Genomic DNA, 21,656 nt, shown 5'->3' with positions numbered 1-21,656 from the left:
GTTAATCCAAAGTGGTGATTTTGGGATCCAGCCGTAGAAATTCGCACAAGGGGTACAAGGGGGGCATGCCGTTTTCTATTTGCTCTTTGTTTTTTTTCATTAATTTACCCCATCTTTCAAAAGCAATTTTTGCATTTGCTGGATCATGCATACCGTTGGGGTTGGCTTTTGCGCTGTATTTTAACGGATCGCTATCAGCACGGTGTAAATCTCGGGTATGCAGTTTCCACAAATCTTTGCGCAACTTTTGGGCAACCGCTTTACTTTCGGTAAAAATACCCAACTCGGTGTCTACCTGCATGCTGCGGGTGTTTAGATTGGCTGAGCTGATTACGGTAAATACGTCGTCAATAACGGTTACTTTGGAATGGATATAAACCTCTTTCCAAGCATTGGATGCGGTTAAGGTGCAAACATGTACTTTTACTCCAAGTTCTTTTTTCAGCTGTTTTAACACATCGGATTCACGAATTTTTTCGGCTTCTTTGGTGTAAGGCTGATATTTTTCTCCGGTCTGCTGTTTATATCGTGCTTCCAATTCTGCCAATTCTTTTTTCCATTTTTCAACCATCGAACCGGGTGTGCCGGGCGGAATATGGGCCAGTGTGGTTTTCAATGTATTAATTCGATCTGCATGGTTTAGGGCAACATTCGGCATCACATCCTGCCGTCCTAATTTTTCCAACATCTTGTTGGTAGTAAACGTACCTTTACCCAATCCGTCGTCTGAACTGTTGGTTATGGCAAACCAATGAATAGGCATGCTGGCAGGCCTCCCCTGTTTGCGCAGATTCTGCCAGTGTTGGATAAATGCTTCTGCCAGTACTGGCCATCTGAAATACTGGTTTTCGGTATAGATATAGCTGGAGATTTTTTTAATATTTTGTAAGTAAATATTTTTTATGTCTTCAATGTCGGGCTTGTCGTATGTGCGCAGAATTTGAGCCATAAGCGGTGTACCTAACGATTTATTTAACGGGTATTGGTCAAGAGTCAGCTTTTTTCTTTTTTCTTCCAGTTTTTCATTGCTGACGCGATCCCATGATTGACAGAAGTTGCGGTTGATAAACCACAAAACTTCACCGCTGACAATGCTGGATACGTCTTGTAAAGGTACTTCTACATTTTTACCTTTGTCGGGAGGTGATATTTTTCCGTAAAAATGACTGTTATCATCCCAGTAATTGTCAACCATATTATGCTCAAGAACAAAACCTATCGCTTGAGAAGGTTTGTCGATATCAATAGAAACGGTTTTTTGATGATGAGAAGGAAATTTATTCAATATAAATTTGGCATTTTCCGGTATTTCTTTATCTAAATAGTTATTTTTTTGATCCGCAACACTACGAGTGCGAAATTGCAGGTTTTTTCTTGCTTGTGATTTGGAAAATTCCATTAGTAAAGGATATTTATGCTGCAAGTTGTATTGTTTTTGCATGTTGATTTTGACTGTATCATTGTCTGCCCCTTTAGGGCTTTGATACATTGTATGCAGCTTTCCTTCAATTGCTAGATACCATTTTGCATCATAATCCCGTTGCTTTTGTGTGACACCTGGTACACCACTTTTATAGGCACTTGGTGCATTTCCCATATTGGCCTCTTGAAAAGTTTGCAGCTTGAAAGGCATGCTCCAAACCAGCACGCGAACCTCTACCCCAGCGTTTGCTTTTTCAATCAGTAAATCGCCAATGCATTTGCTTTTACCGTCTCTCTTGAAATGCATGGAGGGTTGAAACCCCCATATGGCAATATCAATCGATGAGCTGGCTTTTTCAATTTTTTCGTGAAGTGTTGTAAATGCTTCTTTTCCATTAATCAACGGTTTGAACGTTGCCGCTACAGGAGGAGAACAGTCTCCTGTTTTGTCTAAAAACCAGTTCATGGACACATTGGTGCCCAATTTTGTTTTTGTGGCTGTTGCTGTCGTGCATTTACTCATTTTCAGACTCCTCGGAATCTTGTTTGCCATTAATAATTTCAAAGTATTTTTTTGCCTGTTGTAACGGAGAAAGTTTTAAACCGTTGTATTTTAAAGCATGAAAACCCTGATTGGTTATCTCGTCCCTTGAGGTATTTTCTTTAAATTCGTCTGCAATCGGTACTACGAATTCTGCTCCGTTCGCAAAAATAATTTTGTACCTGCTTGTCGGTATTTCATGTTCGATATTGATATAACCTGTCCTGTCTGTTACGCCTTTTTGGATTTCTGCTCCGTCAGCGTAAAGCGTATATGGCATACCTATATAGAAATTATCCGAATGTGGTGACTGTCGTAAACTAATACGCATCGGACGCTTAGGTAAGGTTTTAGGCCATTCCGGGTGAGTGATACTTATACTGCTCGGCCCCATCACCTGAAACCCCGCACACTTCACCCACACCATCTTCGGACAGCCCAACTCGATATTGCCGTCTTTAATCTTGATGTACGCCCCGCCGCTGGTGAGCAGGATTTCGTCTTTTGCCGCCACGGTCACTTTGCCCGCGCTGCTGGTGATGGTGGCGTCTTTGAGGGCATTAATCTGCATCTCGTCGTTCTGCGCCTGTATCTCCACCTTGCCCTGATTGGCCTGTAACTTCGCCCCTTTGCTCTGGGCGAACAGGTTGACGCTTTCTACCGCATGGGCGGTGAAGTTGCTGCCGGCGCTGATGTCGGTGTCGCCGCCGCTGATGTGATGGATGTGTTGGCCGGCAGTGTGCAGTTGGCTTTGCGGGGTGGCGGTGGCGATGCCGTCGGGGGCGGATTGGATGATGCCCGCGTGTTGCAGCTGTTTGAGGCTGTCTTTCAGACGGCCTGCCTGCTCTTCGGCCTCGGTGGCTTCGTTTTTGGCAGTATGGGCGGCTTTGTTAAGGCTTTTGGCTAAGGAAATTGCCTGCTCGAGTTGGGCGATGGCGGCATCCATATCCAACACCTGACCCGCAGCCTGATTTTGGGCATCGGCACTGATAAACAAACCTTTGCCCGCCCGCAATGCACCCCAACTGTCGGTACGCAGCTCGAATCCTTCGCCGTTGTCACCGCGTTTTTGTCTTTGGCTGTCGACGATATGACCGAGGTTGAGTTGGCTCTTGCCGTATTCGGTCGCCAGTTTGATGTGTTCCTGACCCTGTTTGTCTTCCATCCGCAGCTTATTATTCGCCCAAGTGCGGATGACGTTACGGGTGTTCCAGTCGGCAGGCACGTGGTCGGGGTGGGAGCTGTCGTGCATTACCCCGCTGATGTAGGGTCTGTCGGGATTACCCTGCACGAACGACAGCATCACTTCGGTGCCTTCGTGCAGCGGGAAGTGTTGGCCGTAGTCGGGGCCGGCATAGGGTTTGGCCAGACGGATGGGACGGCTTTCTCCGCCCGGGCTCCATTCGTCGAGGTCAAACGGCAGTTTGACGCGGTAACGGCCCATATTGTCGATATAGGCATAGGTGTAGTTGCCGGGGCTGGTGATTCTGGCGGGAAGGCTGCCCTGAATCTTGGGCAACGGGGTGATGCGTTCGGGGCGGAAGATGCTGTCGGCGGGAATGGCGGTAAAAGTATGGCTGTACGCTTGGTCGCGGCTGCCGCTGTGGGTAAGCGACACTACCAACCAGCCGTTGGGTGCTTCGCTGAAGCTTGGGGCCGTCTGAAACACTTGGCCGGGGCTAAGCGCGGTGATGTTGCCGCTGCCGGAAGCAACAATACGGCGGCTGTGGTCGAGCTGTTGCAGTAAGGCCGTCTGAAGTTGGGCTTCTTCGGGTGTCTTGTGATGCAAACCCCAATGGCTGTCACTGCCGAGTAAGACGCTGCCGTCGGTCTCCGTACCCTTGGCCGTTACTGTGGACGATAAGTCGGTATCGGCATCGCGGTAGTTGTAGTCGCCGACGCGGATGGATTCGAGAATGGGATTGTGTTTTACCTGTAAGGCGAACACCGCTTCGGCACCGACACTCTCCAATCCGCCGTGGGGGCGGTAGGGATAGGGGGAGGTATTACCGCGAAAATAATGGGCGGCATCGTCACCGAATACCGCCACCTCGCCATATTGGGCATTCTGCTCGAAGGCGTACCAGATGCCTTCTTCTTCGCACAACCGGTTGAGAAAGGCGAAGTCGGATTCCTGATACTGGGTCACATACTCGCGCACACCGTATTCGCGTGAGGTATTGAAACGGAAATCGACGCCGGAGAAGCCGTGGTGTTTCAGCAGTGCGGCAATAATGTCGGGAACGTTTTGGTTTTGAAACAGCCGCGAAGTACGGTGGTGCTTCAATGCGGCAATGCGCGGTTCCAATACCATGCGGTAACGGGTTTCGTCGGCCGATACCGACAGCTTCTCGCAGGAAGTGATGATGCCGCTCCATTCCTTCAACGCTTGGGGGGCGATCATACCTTCGATCAATCCCAACGCATCAGAGCTTACCGGCGTTACCGTAAACTTGGCCGCTTGGTTGATGTACGACGACAGCGGCAAATCGGCATCGGCGCAGGTCAGTTCGATGTCGAGACGGTAGGCTGTATTCAATGCTTCGGTGGCGGTGAAGGAGACGACGGAGAGGGACGGGCTGAAGCGGGAGAAGGTGAGGTGGTAGGATTGGGTTTGCATGAAAATCCTTTCTTAATATTTTCATGCATATTAATTATTGCTATGTAAAATGTATAGCCTTTCAAATGAAAGGCCGTCTGAAAAGCTGAGTGGCTTTTCAGACGGCCTGATTTTTCCCGCCGAGAATAGTGTCTGTGCTATGATGCCTACCCTTTGCAGCTATGAAACTTCATGCCCGCAGCTTTATATCAACCCTTGTATTGAAGGACGAAAATATGTCTTGGTCGGCAGCAGACAGCGCGTCGCTTTACGGTATCCGCCATTGGGGCGACGGTTATTTCTCGGTGGGAGAAAACGGCCATGTGATGGTGAAACCCAACAACAACAGCGACACCGAGGTCGATTTATACGGCTTGGTGGCGCAGCTCAACGAGCGCGGGCAGGACTTGCCGATGCTGTTTCGCTTTCCCGATATTCTGCAAGACCGTGTGGCGCGGCTGTGTGCGGCGTTTAACCGCTCCATCCGCAAAAACGAATATCAGGGCAAATATACGGCGATTTATCCGATTAAAGTGAACCAGCAGGAATCGGTGGTGAAAAACATCATCGTGCCGAAAAACGATCAGGTGTCGATCGGTTTGGAGGCCGGTTCCAAGCCGGAATTGATGATTGTGCTGGCGTTTGCCCCCAAAGGCGGCACGATTGTGTGCAACGGTTATAAAGACCGCGATTTCATCCGACTTGCGCTCATCGGCCAGCGGCTCGGTCATGAAGTGTTTATCGTGATTGAAAAAGAGTCGGAAGTGGATTTGGTGATTCAGGAATCGAGAAATCTGGGCATCAAAGCCAATATCGGCCTGCGCGTGCGGTTGTCGTCGCTGTCGTCGAGCAAGTGGGCCGACACGGGCGGTGAAAAAGGCAAGTTCGGTCTTTCTGCCGCGCAACTGATTTCGGCGGTGGAAAAGCTCACGGCGGCGGGTTTGGCCGACAATGTGAAGCTGATGCACTTCCATATGGGTTCTCAAATTTCCAATATCGCCGATTACCGCATGGGCTTTAAAGAGGCGGTGCGTTATTTTGCCGAACTGCGCGGGCTGGGGCTGCCGATTGAGTATGTGGACGTGGGGGGCGGCTTGGGTGTGGACTACGACGGTACGCACTCGCGCAATGCCAGCTCCATCAACTACGATATGGGCGAATATTCACATGTGATTGTGTCGATGCTGGCCGAGTATTGCAACGAACACAATATGCCGCATCCGCACATTTTTTCCGAATCCGGCCGCGCAATGACGGCGCATCATGCGGTGCTGGTGATGAATGTAACCGATGTGGAACGGCTGCCCGAGCAAGTGCCGGAAATTGCCGATGCCGAAAATCTGTCGTTTGCCACCAAAAAGCTGATTACGCTGCTCGATACCAACGACAGCGAAATGGTAACCGAAACCTATTACCGCGTCGGCCATTATCTGACCGAAGTGACCGAGCAATATCTCGAAGGCAAAGTACCGTTGAAAGAAAAAGCATTGGCCGAGCAGCTTCATGCCGTGTTGTGCCGCCGCTTGAAAAACCAGCTTCAGGCGGGCAGACGTTCGCAGCGGCAGGTGTACGACGACCTTACCGACAAGCTGGCCGACAAATATTTCTGCAATTTCAGCGTGTTCCAAAGCCTGCCCGACACATGGGCCATCGGCCAAGTGCTGCCGATTATGCCGCTGCACCGCTTGAACGAACGCCCCGTGCGCCGCGCCGTGCTGCAAGACTTAACCTGCGATTCAGACGGCAAAATCAGCCAATATGTCGACCAGCAAAGTATCGAATCCAGCATGAGCGTGCATGATTTGAAACAGGGCGAGCCGTATGTGCTGGGCGTGTTTATGGTGGGCGCGTATCAGGAAATCCTCGGCGACATGCACAACCTTTTCGGCGACACCGATTCGGTAAACGTGTATGTGCGCGATAACGGCAGCATCGAGTTCGGCGGTATGGAAGAACACGATACCATTGAAGACATGCTCCATTATGTGCATCTTTCCACCGGCGAAGTGATTAACCGTTTTGAAGAAAAAACCCGCTGGGCGCAGCTCAAATCCACCGAGCGCAAACTGTTTACCGCAGAATTTTTGCACGCGCTCAAGCAAAGCAGCTATCTGAGTACCGAGCCGGAAGACGCAGAAGACTGATAGGCGGTATCGGCAAGGTTTCTCTTTTTCCGGCGGATACGGGAAGTATGGTTATTTCCGTTCGGGAGAAAATCTATAACCGGCAGCTTACATATTCCTGTACACAATATTTTTATATAGAAAAACCGAAACCTCTGATTTGAGGTTTCGGTTTTGTTTTTAATATCAATTATTTGGTGCGAACGCGCTCTGATGCACCGTAGGCGCCGTTGTAGCCGGCATGCTCGCCGCCGGTGGCATGGAAAATACCGCCCAAATCGGTTCCGCCGGGGCCGAAGAAGCCGCCTTTGGTTTCGATATTGTTTTTCACACCGCTGAAGGTATTGCCCGTGATGGTGCCGCCGAATTGTAACGGAGTGGGGGCGATTCTTCCTGCGGCTCTTGGCGGGGTGATGGTTACATCAATCGTTTTCTTGCCGAAGTCTACGATAGCATTGGTTGTTGCTCTTTGGTATTTGCCGTCTTTGCCGTAAACTGCACGGCCACCATAAGAGTATGTCCCTGAAGAGAGATGCATCGACAAGGTCGGATTGCCCTGTACAAACAAATGCGATTGACCATCAACGGTATAAACCCCGTAACGGACGTTTTTGAAGTGGTCTTGGCGCGGTTCAAGACCGGTACTGCCAACCAAACCTTCGCCTTTAAATTTACCCGGCTCGAAATCACTCTGATTCAAGGCGCGGATGCGGATGCCATTTAATTTATCTTTGGACTGTGCCAGTAAAAGAATTTTGGTTCCGTTAACCATCAGATTATCAAACGCTTCGGTTTTAGGAGACTGGCCTGTTGCTGTACCCCGGGTATTGTCGAGGCTCAACACGATGCCGCCAACTTTTTTGGGATCCATATAATCCGCTTTATCTTTACGAGTGTCATTGGCGATAAAACCCTTAGCCAAGGCTTCCGTAAATGTAGAACCTGTTTCAGGTTGCTTAGGCACTTCAGGTTGCTTAGGCACTTCAGGTTGCTTAGGCACTTCAGGTTGCTTAGGCACTTCAGGTTGCTTAGGCACTTCAGGTTGCTTAGGCACTTCAGGTTGCTTAGGCACTTCAGGTTGCTTAGGCGTTTCGGGTTGCTTAGGCGTTTCGGGTTGCTTAGGCGTTTCGGGTTGCTTAGGCGTTTCGGGTTGCTTAGGCGTTTCGGGTTGCTTAGGCGCTTCGGGTTGCTTAGGCGCTTCGGGTTGCTTAGGCGCTTCGGGTTGCTTAGGCGCTTCGGGTTGCTTAGGCGCTTCGGGTTGCTTAGGCGCTTCGGGTTGCTTAGGCGCTTCAGGTTGCTTAGGCGCTTCAGGTTGCTTAGGCGCTTCGGGTTGCTTAGGCGCTTCGGGTTGCTTAGGCGCTTCGGGTTGCTTAGGCGCTTCGGGCTGATTAGGCGTTTCGGGCTGATTAGGCGTTTCGGGCTGATTAGCCGCTTCAGCCGAGTTTGGATTTTGAGGGGTAGGCGTAGATGATGCGGACGGTGTCGAACCGCCTCCTGAGGAACAGGCATTTAAAGCAAGGGCGCAGGCAATTGCCGCAACCATTTGTAAAGATAATTTTTTCATCGAGTTACTTTCTCTATCAAATTATGTCAACGTTAAAGATAAAACCAACCGGAAACACGCAGTTGAAGTAACGGCTTTGTGTATCTCGAAATACAATAATTTAAAATATTGTTATGGTTTTTTAAATTCTAGAAAAATAAAAACGATTATCAATAGTTGATACTTGCTATTTGAATATTGTTAACAATAATTTAAATTTCTTAGTAATCGTTTTCAGTAATGATGGATGATTAAGAAGCCGGGTTCGGATTGGCTCTGAATATCAGACAAAATATGCGTTAATCTGCCCAAACGGTTTGGCTTGGGGAAGGGGATGTTTGGGCATGGCTGCTGATTGTTCGAATGGTTTCAAGTCGTGTACAGCACCATCAAAGCTGTTGTTTTTATCTGCTCGCTGGCCGTCTGAAACATGATATAGTTCACGCGCTTTATCATTTTCAGACGGCCTGTTTACATTATGGAAACTTCTGCGCTTTACCTCATCCTCACCGCCCTTGCCGCCGCCTTTTTCGGCATCCTCATCACTTGGCTGATTCTGCGCAACAAACATCAGGCCGAGCAAAACCGTTTGAACAGCCAGCTTGCCGAACGCACGCAGCAATATCAGTTCGCCGCCCAAGAGCAGGCAGAGGCCGAAAATGCGCTTGATGCCCTGCAACAGCAGTTTCAGACGGCCCAAACCGCCCTTGCCACCGCCGAAACCCGCAGCAGCCAAATCGAGCCGCTGCAAAACGAGCTGGCGCAAAGCCGCCGCCATGCGCAGGATTTGCAGGCCGAAATGCGGGAAATCCACAGCCGCTTTGCCGCCGCCAAACAGCACATCGAAGGCTTGCAGGCGCGTGAAAGCGAATTAGGCCGTCTGAAAGAAGATTATGCCCAGTTGCAGCAAACCGTGGCCGATTTGAAAGTGCACAACGAAAGGCTGCACACCCAAATCGAGCAGGAACGCCTCGCCTCGGAAGGAAAACTCGCCCTGTTGGGCGAAGCGCGCCAAAGCCTTGCCGACCAGTTCCAAAATCTCGCCAACAACATTCTCGAAGAAAAAACCAAACGCTTCACCGAACACAACACCGAAAGCATCAACCGCCTGCTTATCCCGCTCAACGAACGCATGGGGCAGTTCAGCCAACTGGTGCAGACTACTTACGAAAAAGAAGCCAAAGAGCGGCTTACCCTCGAAAACGAACTCAAACGCCTGCAAACCCTCAATACCCAGCTTCACACCGATGCCAAAGCCCTTACCGACGCGCTCACCGGCGTGCAAAACAAAACGCAGGGCAACTGGGGCGAGATGATTCTGGAAACCGTACTCGAAAATTCAGGCTTGGTGAAAGGGCGCGAATATTTTGTCCAGACGGCCTCCGTGCGCCACGAAGAAGACGGCAGCACCCGCCGCCTGCAACCCGACGTGCTGGTCAACCTGCCCGACAACAAACAAATCATCATCGACAGCAAAGTATCGCTCACCGCCTATGTGCGCTACACGCAGGCGCAAACGCCCGAAGAGGCCGAACGCGCACTCGCCGCCCACGCCGCCAGCGTACGCGCCCACATCAAGAGCCTGTCGCTCAAGCAATACAGCGATATCGAAGGCGTGAACACGCTCGATTTCGTGTTTATGTTTATCCCCGTCGAACCCGCCTACCTGTTGGCCTTGCAACACGACGACAACCTGTTTCAAGAGTGCTTCGACAAACGCATCATGCCCGTCGGCCCCAGCACCCTGCTGGCGACGCTGCGCACGGTGGCGAACATTTGGCGCAACGAGCAACAAAACCAAAACGCCATCGCCATCGCCGAAGAAGGCGGCAAGCTGTACGACAAATTCGTTAACTTCGTTACCACGCTGGAAAGCGTCGGCAAAAACATCGAGCAGGCGCAAAGCCAGTATCAAGCCGCGTTCAAACAGCTTTCCGAAGGCCGCGGCAATCTGGTGAACCGCGCCGAAAAACTGCGTAAACTGGGCGTGAAAGCCTCGAAGCAGCTTGAAAAAAATCTGGCGGAAACAGCCGACAGCGGAGCGTTGGAACTGCCTGAGGGCAACGGGGAATAAAGGTTAAGAAGATACTTTGGCGAAATTCAGATAACAGCTTGAGGCCGTCTGAAAGCGAGCTTGCGAGCTTCGTTAAAACTCGCTAGCGGGTTTCGCCAAAACGGGCTTTGTAGGTTTTGCAAAGGTTTCAGATTGTCTATCCCGCCCGCAGATGGTTTTTGAATCAGCATGAAACAGAAACAGCCGCCTGTGCGAATACAGGCGGCTGTTGTGTTATCGGTTTGGCTGGCGGGCAGCGTTTCAGTTGGCAGTTTCGGAGTTTTCGTCGGTGGTTTCCATCGGCTGGCGGTCGTAGGCTTGGCGCTCGATATCGACAATAGTATTTTCCAATGAACGGAATGCTTCGCTGTCGGGCTTTTTATCGCCTGTCGAAGTGCCGTCTTCCAGCCAGTATTCCTCTTTGCTGTCTTGGCCTTCTTCATAGTCCACCGTAGTGAGGCCGTAATAAGCCTGTTTGCCGTTGGGGTACCATAATTTTCTGCTGGATTCGGTGCCGGTGCTTTTTCTGGTTACCAGCCATTCGTCTATCTTTTTGCCGTTGAGGTACAGCGCTTCTTTTTCGGTGTTTTCGGTGAAATGCTGCTCGGCGCACAGTTCGCCGTTTTTGCAAAAATCGATGCGGCTGTAACGGCTGTCGGAGATCACATATTGAACGCTGGAGAGCTTGCCTTGATCGTTATAGATAGACAAATGACCGCGCGCGTGTGCGGAATCCGGATAGTTGGCATTGGTTACATAAAATAAATCGGTTTGCTTGCGGCCGTCGGCAAAAAAGTCTTGCGCCAAATAAAGGCCGTTGTTTTGCAGGCCGTAAGATTTGCGGAAATAGCCTTTATCTACCGGGGTTTCGCTGAGGTCGAAATTTTCATCAAAATAAATGATTTCTTTCACGCTTTGGTCTTTTGCCGCCTGTTGCAGGTGGGCGGTGCGTTTCAGGAACTCGGCTTCCGTCCGCGGCAGGGAAACGGTGTGGTTTGTCGCAAATACGTCATTATTGGCCGGAATGGTTTGGCAGGCGCCGAGTGCTAGGGCAGCCAAAACCGGCAGCAGAATTTTTTTCATATCAGTATTCCTTTGTTCAGCGGGTTTGTTGGTGATAAACAGGGCAACCTTATCTTGAGCCGTGGCAGGCAGGCCGAGACCTTTGCAAAACCCCCATCTGCGGCGCATTTCTGCGTTGTGCGCTGCTCACTCGTTTGCCTATCTATATGATATGTCTGCACTCGCTGCGCTGCTACGCCTTGAACTGCATCCACATCTGAGGGTTTTGCAAAGGTCTCAGGCCGTCTGAATGGTGCGGCAGGATAAGGTTTTGGCCGGTTTGATTATTGCGGTGGAATATTATCGGTCTTTGCAAAGCGGTGCTGGCGGAATGATTTATGCGGATGAAAATCGGGAAGAGCGTATATAAATCATGCTGTGAACCGCGGCTTTTCCGTTGGCTTCGGTCGTGCGCAAAATGCGGCAGCGGGCAGAGAAGTAACCGTTTTCCAAGCTGTTTTTCACGATAAGAATGTTATAATCACCGCGCTAAACCTGTTTATAAGGTTTGAGGCCGTCTGAAATGTTCAGCGAAACCCGCAAGCTCGTTTTCAGACGGCCTCAATGCGGCAATTCCTTGCCATTGATACCACTTTATATTTATCTTATCTGACACATTATGAAATTATTTCCTGCTTTAGAAAAACGATATTCCACCGAGCAGCTTTCCGCCGGTGATGCACAGCGTTTGGCACAAGAAATTGCCTTTGCTCCGGTGGTGTTCCAAGTGTCGCGCCTGATGGTGAAGTTCGGCATTTTAGACCGCCTCAACAACAAGCAGGAAGGCATGACGCTCGACGAAATTGCCGAAAGTGCCGGTTTGAGCCGTTATGCCGCGCAGGTGTTGCTGGAGTCTTCGCTGACCATCGGCACGGTGCTGACCCAAGACGGCCGTTATCTTATTTCCAAAGCGGGCTGGTTTTTAATCAAAGACCCGATGGCGCGCGTAAACATGGATTTTGTGCACGAGGTTTGCTATCAAGGTTTGTTTGATCTGGAAGCCACTTTGCTCAACGGCAAGCCCGAAGGTTTGAAAGTGTTCGGCAGCTGGCCGACGATTTACGAAGGTTTGTCGCAACTGCCTGCCGTTACGCAGGAAAAATGGTTTGCGTTTGACCATTATTATTCGGACAATTCGTTTGCCGAAGCACTGGAGATTGTGTTTGCCCGCCCGGTGAAAAAACTGCTGGATGTCGGCGGTAATACCGGCCGTTGGGCGGTGCAGTGCGTGGGCTACGATCAAGACGTTGAAGTAACGATTATGGACTTGCCCCAGCAAATCGGCTTGATGCGCAAAGCGGTGGCCGGCAAGCCGGGCGAAGAGCGTATTCACGGCCATCCTGCCAATCTGTTGGATCCCGAAGTGCCGTTCCCCACAGGTTTTGATGCCATTTGGATGAGCCAGTTTCTCGATTGTTTCTCCGAAGAGGAAGTTACCGGCATCTTGAGCCGCGCCGCGCGTTCTATGGGTGAACATACCGACCTCTATATCATGGAGCCGTTTTGGGACAGGCAGAAATATGAAACCGCGGCCTACTGCTTAACGCAAACCAGCATTTACTTCACCGCCATGGCCAACGGCAACAGCAAAATCTACCATTCCGAAGACATGATACGCTGCGTGGAAAACGCCGGCTTGCAGGTGGTGGAAATACACGACAAATTGGGCCGCGGGCACAGCATCTTGCGTTGCCGCAAAAAAGCATAAGGCTTAATACACAGTTAGTGCCGTTTGATCATCCGCATAGACAATATATAGCAGGTTTATGCGGATAAAATTTATCCATACAATACGAAAGGCCGTCTGAAAAATTTTTCAGACGGCCTTTTGGCGTTTGTAACGCTAAATAATCATACGCTTACACCACGCCTTGAGCCAACATGGCTTCGGCCACTTTCTTGAAGCCGGCAATGTTCGCGCCGTTAACGTAGTTGACGTAGCCGCCTTCTTCAGTGCCGTTGGCCACACAGTTTTCATGGATGTTTTCCATGATGCCGAACAGGCGTCGGTCGACTTCTTCACGTTCCCAAGACAGGCGGATGTGGTTTTGGCTCATCTCCAAACCGGAAGTGGCTACGCCGCCGGCGTTGGACGCTTTGCCCGGAGCATACAGAATCTTGGCGTGAACAAAAGCTTCAACCGCGCCCAAAGTAGAAGGCATGTTGGCACCTTCGGCCACGCAGAAGCAGCCGTTGGACAACAGGGTTTTCGCATCGCTTTCGTCCAGCTCGTTTTGAGTGGCGCAAGGCAGAGCCACATCGCAAGGTACGCCCCACGGTTTTTTGCCTTCAAAGTATTCCAAACCTTGCTCTTTGGCATAAACCGACAAACGTTCGCGGCGCACTTCTTTCAACTCGATCAAGGCGGCCAATTGAGCTTCGGTCATGCCGCTGTCGGGGAAGAGTACGAAACCGTTGGAGTCGGAAACGGTCAATACCTTCGCACCCAGTTGGATACATTTTTCGGCGGCGTATTGCGCTACGTTACCCGAACCGGAAACCAATACTTTTTTCGCCGCCATGCTGTTGCCTTTGGTTTTCAGCATGCTGTCGGCAAAATAAACGGTACCGTAGCCGGTGGCTTCGGGACGGATCAGGCTGCCGCCGTATTGCAGGCCTTTGCCGGTAAGTACGGAAGTAAACTCATTGCTCAAGCGTTTGTATTGGCCGAACAGGAAGCCGATTTCACGACCGCCCACGCCGATGTCGCCCGCAGGTACGTCGGTATCGGCGCCGATGTGGCGGTAAAGCTCGGTCATGAATGCTTGGCAGAAGCGCATCACTTCGCCGTCGCTCTTGCCTTTGGGGTCGAAGTCGGAGCCGCCTTTGCCGCCGCCCATGGGCAGGGTGGTCAGGGCGTTTTTGAATACTTGTTCAAACGCCAAGAATTTCAGCACGCCCAAGTCCACGGTGGGGTGGAAGCGCAGGCCGCCTTTGTAGGGGCCGATGGCGGAGTTCATTTGTACGCGATAGCCGCGGTTGACTTGAACTTGTCCTTTGTCGTCCACCCAAGACACGCGGAACATAATCACGCGCTCAGGCTCAACGATGCGCTCCAGCAGGCCGTGCTCGGTGTATTTGGGGTTTTTGGCAAGGAAGGGGGCAAGGCTGCCGAACACTTCTTCGACAGCTTGGTGAAACACGGGCTGGTTGGGGTCGCGCTGTTTGATTTTTTCAAACAGATTGTTCAGATTGACTGACATGAAAGTTCTCCGAAAGTAGTGGTTTAAAATAGATACAGTTAAGAAAATTTATTTGTTGCTAATATAAACTTCTTCAGTGTATTTGCCAAGAAAAAATTTGTAAAATTGTTGACATTATTTTTTTTATATTTTTTGTTTTTAAACGTTTTGTTTAAAAAAAAGATGTTTTTAAGAATATAGTTTTAGATTTTATTTTTATTTTGGCTTTATCTGCCAATTAAAATAAACGCGATTATTGAAATCCGCTATTTTGTGCGGCGGGCGGTGCTGCCGCTTAAGGCCGTCTGAAAACCTTAGCATCGGCATCGGGCGGGTTTTCGCGTTGGGTGTGCGATTGGTGTACAATCGCCGCTTCACGTTGACCGTAAGAAACGCCGAATCAGCCTGTTTAAGCAGCGGTTCGGCAAATGCCGGCACTCACGGCTGAATCAGTATGATCAGGCCGTCTGAAAACACTCAGCTCTATCATTAAGGAATCCCATGAAAGCCTATCAAGACCTCATGCGCCATGTTTTGGAACACGGCAGCGATAAATCCGACCGCACCGGCACCGGCACGCGCTCCATATTCGGTTATCAAATGCGTTTTGATTTAAGCCAAGGCTTTCCGCTGCTGACCACGAAAAAACTGCATCTGCGCTCGATTATTCACGAGCTTTTGTGGTTCTTAAAAGGCGATACCAATATTAAGTATCTGAAAGACAATAACGTTTCCATTTGGGACGAATGGGCGGACGAAAACGGCGATTTAGGCCCGGTGTACGGCTACCAATGGCGCTCTTGGCCTGCACCCGACGGCAGACATATCGACCAAATCGCCAATGTGGTGCGTCAAATCAAAACCAACCCCGACAGCCGCCGTCTGATCGTGTCGGCATGGAATCCCGCGCTGGTGGACGATATGGCTTTGCCGCCGTGCCATGCGCTGTTTCAATTTTATGTGGCCGACGGCAAACTGTCGTGCCAGCTGTATCAGCGCAGCGCCGACATCTTTTTGGGTGTGCCGTTCAACATCGCCAGCTACGCCTTGCTGACCATGATGATGGCACAGGTGTGCGGTTTGGAAGCAGGGGAGTTTATCCATTCGTTCGGCGATGCCCATTTGTACAGCAACCATTTCGAGCAAGCCGAGCTGCAACTCACCCGCGACCCGCGCCCGTTGCCGCAGATGAAGCTGAATCCCGAAGTGAAAGATTTGTTTGACTTTAAATTTGAAGACTTCGAGCTGGTGGATTACGACCCGCACCCGCATATCAAAGCTGCCGTGGCAGTTTAGCCTTATCTGTATTGATTCATGTAATGAGGCCGTCTGAAAGCGAATGTAGTGAGTTTCGCTTTCAGACGGCCTCATTGCTTTTTAAGTATGCAGATAGGTTTTGTCGAAGCAGTCCGTTCAATCAAGCTCACGAAAAGTTATGACCGAGCAGGCGGCGCAGTCGGGCGGCTACTTCGGTGCCGTTTGCGCCGGACAATTCAGCAATCGACGCGGTTTTGTCGGCACGGTAGCGGACGGTGCTGCCGATAGCCGCTTCAAAACGGTTGGCGCGGTCGGTAAGCAAATGCGGGTCGGCGGCGAGGATAACGGCGTGGGAAAGGACGCGGTAGCGGTTTTCCGCGCTTTTGTCGCGTTGCCAATGTTGGGCGGTTCCGGCAATTTTGCGGCCGTTGACGGCAAGGTTGAAGCGTCCGTCGCAAAACGAACCCTCTACGGCTTGGGCGGTAGCGGTGATGCCGAAGTGGCGCAGCAATTCCGAGAGCAGGCCGCACAAAGCTTGATAATGCGCTTCCGCCGCCGGTAAGGGATTGGGTGTGTCGGCGGTATAGCCCAAATGCAGGTTGATCACGCCGGTGGCTTGCGGCACCACGCCGCCACCCGACAGGCGCACATGTACGGCCAAGCCTTCGCCGGCCAGAGTTTCACAGGCCGTCTGAAAATTCGGCCGGCCTTGCTGATAGCTGCGCGGCACGACGATGCCGTCGCCACCTTCATGTATCAGCGCCATGCTTTCAGACGGCCTGCCGACGGCTGCTAAAAAAGCGCGTTCGTTGTCGGCCCAGCTTCGGGCGGTAAGGTCGAAGCGGTGTTCGGGGTAAAAAACAACGGGCGGAATCAGCGGCATGGAGAAAGCTCCGGCGGAGAGGGTAAGGTTTAGATAGTAAAGGAAAAAGATGAGGCCGTCTGAACTATATTGCGTTTCAGACGGCCTCTTTCCGTATTAACGGAACACCATGCCGCCATCGATAATCAGGGATTGGCCGGTCATGTAGTCGGAGTCTTCCGAAGCCAGATAATGTACCAGCGAGGCGACATCTTCAGGTACTTGTGTGCGCCCCATCAGAATGCCTGCCGAGAATTTTTCAAATGCCTCGCCGGGCTTGAGGCCGAGGTGCTTGCCCATTTCGGCGTCGATGCGGTCCCACATTTTGGTGCCGGCAACACCGGGGCAGTAGCCGTTGACCGTGATGTTGTGTTTGGCCAATTCTTTGGCGGCGGCGATGGTGAGGGCGCGCACGGAGAATTTGCTGGCGCAATACACGCCCAAGAGGTCGAATGATTCGTGACCGGCGATGCTGCATGCGTTGATGATTTTATACACGCGGCTGCTGTCTTGCTTTTTCATTTGTTCCGCTGCGGCCTGCATGCCGTAGAGTACGCCTTTGACGTTGATGTTGAACACGCGGTCGAAATCGGCTTCGGTAACGTCCAGCAGCGGCAACACTTCTTCAATGCCGGCGTTGTTGATAAACACGTCAACCTGCCCGAAAGTATCGACGGCATGTTGGACGAGTGCAAACTGATCTGCCCGTTTCGACACGTCGCCTTTGAACGAAGCAACGGGCTGATTACGGTTTTTGAACGCTTGCTCGGTTTGGGCGAGTTTATTGCCGTCGATATCGGATAAGACGATATTAAAGCCGTCTCGGGCAAGGCGTTCGGCAATGCCTTTGCCCAGACCGTCGGCAGAGCCGGTAATGACTGCGGTTTTTTGTTGGGGCATGGTGTTTCTCCTTGTTTTCCAATACTGATTTGAACAATATCTTTGCTTGTTGAAACAGGCCGTCTGAAAAAGCGGATGGCCTGCTTGGTAAAGTGAGCCTGTGGTTTTCTATTCATCCCCCACTCGAAGCGGGGGATGCGGTTGTCGGGCTTCGGGCTGTAATGAATGTACTTGCGTGAAACCGGCCTTATTCATCCACTTCGTCGGCAGACGGCGGCACCCAGTTGGCGATAAAGGCGTCGATGTCGGCTTCGGGGGTGTCGGCATCGGCGAGGATGCCGATCAGGGTTTTCACCGGCAGGGTTTCGCCTGCGCCGTGGAGGATGCGCCGCAATACGCCCGAGTCGGTGGCTTCGACAGCGTTGGTGAGTTTGTCGGTGTCGATGTTGAGGATTTCCATGCCGACGCTCACGGGTGTGCCGACTTCAATCAGCCATTCGTTGATGGTGCCTTCTTCCATGGTCAGACCCCATTTGGGGATGATGACGGGTTTGATGTTACTCATGGTTGTCTCCTTTGTTTATTGTGGATGCCGTCTGAAAACGTTTCACAGAGGGCTGTATGGTTTCAAAAGGCAGGTGTTTTTGCCCGCCTTTCGTCGGGCAATTTGCCGATGGTGTTTTGGCAAAACTGACAAGCCCGCTTTGGCGAAGCTCTCCACATTCGCTTTCAGACGGCCTCAACCTTTCCTAATGTTTTGCGAACGGCTTCGGCGATTTGCTTGCCGCCGGGCAGGTAGAGTTTTTCCAGCACGTTGGAAAACGGCACGGGCGTGTGCGGCGGCGACACCATTTCGATGCCGGATTTGAGTGCGCCGAAGATTTGCCGGCACACTTGAGCGGAAATGTCGGTGGCGATGTTGCAACGGGGGCTGGCTTCGTCCACCACCACTAAGCGGCCGGTTTTTTCAACTGATTTCAACACGGTGTCGATATCGAGCGGCGAAAGGGTGCGCAGGTCGATTACTTCTGCTTCGATGCCTTCTTTTTCCAGCGCTTTGGCGGCGTCCATACTGCGCTGAACCATCATGCCGTAGGTAACGATGGTGGCGTCTTTACCTTCGCGCACGATGTTGGCTTGGCCGAAGGGGATGGCATACAGCTCTTCCGGCACGTCGCCTTTAACGGCATACAGGCTTTTGTGTTCGCAGAAAATCACGGGGTCGTTGTCGCGGATAGACTGTACCAACAAGCCTTTGGCGTCATAAGGGTTGGACGGGCACACGACTTTCAAGCCCGGCACATGGGTAAACATGGGCGTGAGCATTTGGCTGTGCTGCGCCGCTGCGCTGAAACCGCCGCCGACCATGGCGCGGATCACGACGGGCGTTTCGGCTTTGCCACCGAACATATAGCGGAACTTGGCGGCTTGGTTGAGAATTTGGTCGAAGCACACGCCCATAAAGTCGATAAACATCAATTCGGCAATCGGACGCAGGCCGCAGGTAGCGGCGCCGATGGCTGCACCGACATAGGCGGCTTCGGAAAGCGGCGTGTCGATGAGGCGGTCGCCGTGTTTGGCATACAGCCCTTTGGATAGGCCGAGTACGCCGCCCCAAGCGTCGCGTTCGCCGCTGGCGCCTGCACCGCCGACAATGTCTTCACCCATCATAATCACGGTGGGGTCGCGGCTCATTTCTTGGTCGATAGCTTCGTTAATCGCTAATTTCATGGTTAATTGGCGGGACATAATCTGTTTCTCCTGTTTTTATCGTTTTCAATAGCTTACATAAACATCTGTCAGCAAATCTTCCGGATTCGGCGCAGGTGCGGCTTTGGCTTCTTGTACCGAGCGTTCGATTAATTCATGCACTTCTTGGTCGACGGCATCGAGTTCGGCATCGGTAAGTACGCCTGCTTCGGTTACGCGGCGGCGGAAGATTTTCAGGCAGTCGTGGTTGGCGCGCAGGTTGTCCACTTCACCTTTAGGGCGGTAGGTTTGCGCGTCGCCTTCAAAGTGGCCGAAGAAACGGTTGGTTTTGCATTCCAGCAGCGCGGGGCCGCCGCCGTTGCGGGCGCGGCGGATCACTTCGCCGGCGGCTTCGTACACGGCGAAAAAGTCGTTGCCGTCCACCACCACGCCGGGGATGCCGAAACCGACGCCGCGGTCGGCGAAACTGTTGGCAGCAGTACCGTAGTCGCGTGAAGTAGATTCGGCGTAGCCGTTGTTTTCAATCACGAAAATCACCGGCAGATTCCAAATGGCCGCTAAGTTCAGGCTTTCCAGCACCGTGCCTTGATTGGCTGCGCCGTCGCCGCAGAAAGTAACGGCCACGCCGCCTTTGCCCTGAAATTTGGCGGCCAGCGCAGCACCGCAGGCCAGCGGCGCACCGGCACCGACAATACCGTTGGCGCCCATCATGCCTTTCGACAAATCGGCAATGTGCATCGAGCCGCCTTTGCCTTTGCAAAGCCCGTCGCGTTTGCCGTAGATTTCTTTCATCATGCCGATCACGTCCACGCCTTTGGCGATGCAGTGGCCGTGGCCGCGGTGGGTACTGGCGATGCGGTCGTCGTCGTTCAGGTGGAAAATCACGCCCACGCCGGTGGCTTCTTCGCCGGCATACAGATGCACGAAGCCGGGAATGTCGCCGCGCGCGAAGTCGATATGCAGCCGCTCTTCAAACTCGCGTATCGTTTTCATGCGGCGGTACACTTCGAGCAGTTGGTCTTTATCTAAAGGCAGTTTGATGCTCATGGGTTTTCTCCTTGTTTAACGGTTTTTAGAGGGCGGCGGGCAAGGATGCCCGTTCTATATATGCGTTTTCAGACGGCCTTTCGGTTGTGTTTTATGAACGGCTTCGCGGGCTTGCCGTTTTCCGTAGGGCGGACATCCCTGCCTGCCGTTGGTTTTTTGCGAGTGGAGGTTGTTTGTCGATTTTTTCAGACGGCCTGCGGCATAGCTGAAGGGCAAGGACACCCGTCCTATCCATGCCGTTTGCGCCTTTGAGCGCTCACATATTCCAGCACGGCGGGTACGTCCAGCGTGTAAAACGCCTCTTCCTGCAAAGTGATGGCGATGGTTTCGTCTTCGCGGAACGCTATTTCGCGCTCGCCGTCCAGCGCCACCAAGCCGGTTTGTCCGCTCAGGCGGTATTCTTCGTCTGCGTAGAAGCGGCGGTAGGCGGCAATGTTGATGTTTTCGATCATGCCGGGTGTGAGTACGGCCTGTACGGTAAACGCCTTGCCTGCCGCGTGCGGACCGTACGACGGCACCAGTTCCACCAGCAGCCCGCCCGTTTCGTAACGGCCTACCGGCTGCAACACCGCTGCCACCGCCGACAGCCCCACCGCCTCAATCGAAGCCTGCGTGGTGATAAACGTGCGCAGCGTGTCTGTTTCACTGATGGCTTTTGCGCCGAGAATGCCTTCGTTTAATACGGCGGCGTCGATGAGCGCGATTTCGTGCAGCACTTCCTTGCCCGAGGCGTCGTATTTGCAGATGTGCAGGCATTTGTTTGACCGCAAAGCCTCTTCACGCGGCACGTTTTCCGTGGCATACAAACCCACCGCCCAAGCAGTGACGGTCACTTCGCGCATCGGCGGAAACGCATTGTTGGTGCCGGTGGAAATACCTGCGATGGGAACGCAGCCGCAGCCTTTCACCACCGCGCGGTGCGTACCGTCGCCGCCCAGCACCAAAATGGCCGACACACCTTCTTCACGCATGATTTCAGCGGCTGCCACCGAGTCGTTGGTGTTGTTGTTTACCGTCATGTCCACCCAGCGCAAGCGCGGCAGCGGATAATCCAATTCGCTCATCACCGCCGGCAGCCGCCGCTCCAGCAGCATGCGCAAACCTTCCATTTCCGGCATCAACAACACTTCATCAACGCGGCACGCCGCCAGCGCGGACAAAATACGTACCAGCATGTTGACGCGCTCGCCCAGCGACAGCCCCGCGGCATGGGAAATAATCCGGCGTATATCGCGTGCGGAAACGGGGTTGGCAATAATGCCGACGCGAACGGTTGCAGACATGGCTTTTCTCCTCGCAGCACTTGCTGTTAAGGACAACACAGCAATCCCTATGCCTGAAAGCAGATTGATATGTAACCAAATGATTTTTATGGAAAGATTGGTTTTTTGAATTTTTCAGACGGCCTGATGTGA

The 21,656-nt window shown here is 52.2% G+C and carries 17 protein-coding genes; 5 read left to right on the top strand and 12 right to left on the bottom strand.

All coding sequences use genetic code 11. The annotated features are described in order from the left end of the window. Position 1 precedes the first annotated feature (1 nt). Positions 2 to 1,945 carry a phosphatidylserine/phosphatidylglycerophosphate/cardiolipin synthase family protein gene (locus tag LVJ85_RS11885; RefSeq protein WP_244739990.1) on the bottom strand — a complete coding sequence of 648 codons (1,944 nt, stop codon included), beginning with the start codon at positions 1,943 to 1,945 and terminating at the stop codon, positions 2 to 4. Then, positions 1,938 to 4,583, bottom strand: a complete 2,646-nt coding sequence (locus tag LVJ85_RS11880) for a type VI secretion system Vgr family protein (protein ID WP_244739988.1) — start codon at positions 4,581 to 4,583, stop codon at positions 1,938 to 1,940. Before LVJ85_RS11880 ends, LVJ85_RS11885 begins: the two co-directional genes overlap by 8 nt. A gap of 215 nt (positions 4,584 to 4,798) precedes the next feature. On the opposite strand from LVJ85_RS11880, the gene speA reads away from it, so the two are divergent. Continuing rightward, positions 4,799 to 6,706: an arginine decarboxylase gene (gene speA, locus LVJ85_RS11875; RefSeq protein WP_244739987.1), complete on the top strand. Its 1,908-nt coding sequence runs from the start codon at positions 4,799 to 4,801 to the stop codon at positions 6,704 to 6,706. A gap of 169 nt (positions 6,707 to 6,875) precedes the next feature. Here the strand turns inward: speA and LVJ85_RS11870 are convergent, their stop codons facing one another. Next, entirely contained in the window at positions 6,876 to 8,249 is a 1,374-nt protein-coding gene (locus LVJ85_RS11870) for a transferrin-binding protein-like solute binding protein (RefSeq protein ID WP_244739985.1), read from the bottom strand. Positions 8,250 to 8,706: 457 nt separating this feature from the next. On the opposite strand from LVJ85_RS11870, the gene rmuC reads away from it, so the two are divergent. Beyond that, positions 8,707 to 10,302, top strand: coding sequence for a DNA recombination protein RmuC (gene rmuC / locus LVJ85_RS11865; RefSeq protein WP_244739984.1), 1,596 nt, complete (start codon positions 8,707 to 8,709; stop codon positions 10,300 to 10,302). A 240-nt stretch (positions 10,303 to 10,542) separates the two neighbouring features. Here the strand turns inward: rmuC and LVJ85_RS11860 are convergent, their stop codons facing one another. Further along, complete coding sequence (locus LVJ85_RS11860; protein ID WP_244739983.1) at positions 10,543 to 11,364, bottom strand: hypothetical protein; 822 nt, start codon at positions 11,362 to 11,364, stop codon at positions 10,543 to 10,545. Positions 11,365 to 11,446: 82 nt separating this feature from the next. Between LVJ85_RS11860 and LVJ85_RS13515 the strand changes: the two genes are divergently transcribed. Then, positions 11,447 to 11,593 (top strand): lipoprotein signal peptidase, encoded by a 147-nt coding sequence (locus tag LVJ85_RS13515; protein WP_304168104.1) that lies wholly within the window; start codon positions 11,447 to 11,449, stop codon positions 11,591 to 11,593. Positions 11,594 to 11,962: 369 nt separating this feature from the next. Next, positions 11,963 to 13,051 (top strand): class I SAM-dependent methyltransferase, encoded by a 1,089-nt coding sequence (locus tag LVJ85_RS11855; RefSeq protein ID WP_244739981.1) that lies wholly within the window; start codon positions 11,963 to 11,965, stop codon positions 13,049 to 13,051. A gap of 151 nt (positions 13,052 to 13,202) precedes the next feature. On the opposite strand, the gene gdhA is transcribed toward LVJ85_RS11855, so the two are convergent. Then, positions 13,203 to 14,546: an NADP-specific glutamate dehydrogenase gene (gene gdhA, locus LVJ85_RS11850; RefSeq protein ID WP_244739980.1), complete on the bottom strand. Its 1,344-nt coding sequence runs from the start codon at positions 14,544 to 14,546 to the stop codon at positions 13,203 to 13,205. A 480-nt stretch (positions 14,547 to 15,026) separates the two neighbouring features. Between gdhA and LVJ85_RS11845 the strand changes: the two genes are divergently transcribed. After that, entirely contained in the window at positions 15,027 to 15,821 is a 795-nt protein-coding gene (locus tag LVJ85_RS11845) for a thymidylate synthase (RefSeq protein WP_244739979.1), read from the top strand. Between the two features lie 127 nt (positions 15,822 to 15,948). On the opposite strand, the gene LVJ85_RS11840 is transcribed toward LVJ85_RS11845, so the two are convergent. The 7 genes from LVJ85_RS11840 to LVJ85_RS11810 form a co-directional block, all read right to left on the bottom strand. Next, positions 15,949 to 16,665 carry a hypothetical protein gene (locus tag LVJ85_RS11840; protein ID WP_244739977.1) on the bottom strand — a complete coding sequence of 239 codons (717 nt, stop codon included), beginning with the start codon at positions 16,663 to 16,665 and terminating at the stop codon, positions 15,949 to 15,951. A 96-nt stretch (positions 16,666 to 16,761) separates the two neighbouring features. After that, positions 16,762 to 17,544 (bottom strand): acetoin reductase, encoded by a 783-nt coding sequence (locus LVJ85_RS11835; RefSeq protein ID WP_054600441.1) that lies wholly within the window; start codon positions 17,542 to 17,544, stop codon positions 16,762 to 16,764. Positions 17,545 to 17,731: 187 nt separating this feature from the next. After that, positions 17,732 to 18,049, bottom strand: a complete 318-nt coding sequence (locus tag LVJ85_RS11830; protein ID WP_085363362.1) for a biotin/lipoyl-containing protein — start codon at positions 18,047 to 18,049, stop codon at positions 17,732 to 17,734. Positions 18,050 to 18,213: 164 nt separating this feature from the next. Continuing rightward, positions 18,214 to 19,233 carry an alpha-ketoacid dehydrogenase subunit beta gene (locus LVJ85_RS11825; RefSeq protein WP_244739975.1) on the bottom strand — a complete coding sequence of 340 codons (1,020 nt, stop codon included), beginning with the start codon at positions 19,231 to 19,233 and terminating at the stop codon, positions 18,214 to 18,216. A 27-nt stretch (positions 19,234 to 19,260) separates the two neighbouring features. After that, the gene (locus LVJ85_RS11820; protein WP_244739974.1) at positions 19,261 to 20,241 is read right to left on the bottom strand and encodes a thiamine pyrophosphate-dependent dehydrogenase E1 component subunit alpha; all 981 of its coding nucleotides are present in this window, start codon (positions 20,239 to 20,241) and stop codon (positions 19,261 to 19,263) included. Positions 20,242 to 20,295: 54 nt separating this feature from the next. Beyond that, positions 20,296 to 20,457, bottom strand: coding sequence for a hypothetical protein (locus LVJ85_RS11815; protein ID WP_244739972.1), 162 nt, complete (start codon positions 20,455 to 20,457; stop codon positions 20,296 to 20,298). An 11-nt stretch (positions 20,458 to 20,468) separates the two neighbouring features. Then, complete coding sequence (locus tag LVJ85_RS11810) at positions 20,469 to 21,524, bottom strand: NAD(+)/NADH kinase (protein WP_244739970.1); 1,056 nt, start codon at positions 21,522 to 21,524, stop codon at positions 20,469 to 20,471. Between the last annotated feature and the right edge of the window lie 132 nt (positions 21,525 to 21,656).

This window comes from Neisseria sp. Dent CA1/247 (assembly GCF_022870825.1).
Lineage (GTDB): Bacteria > Pseudomonadota > Gammaproteobacteria > Burkholderiales > Neisseriaceae > Neisseria > Neisseria zoodegmatis.
This window is presented reverse-complemented; position numbering and strand designations above follow the sequence as displayed.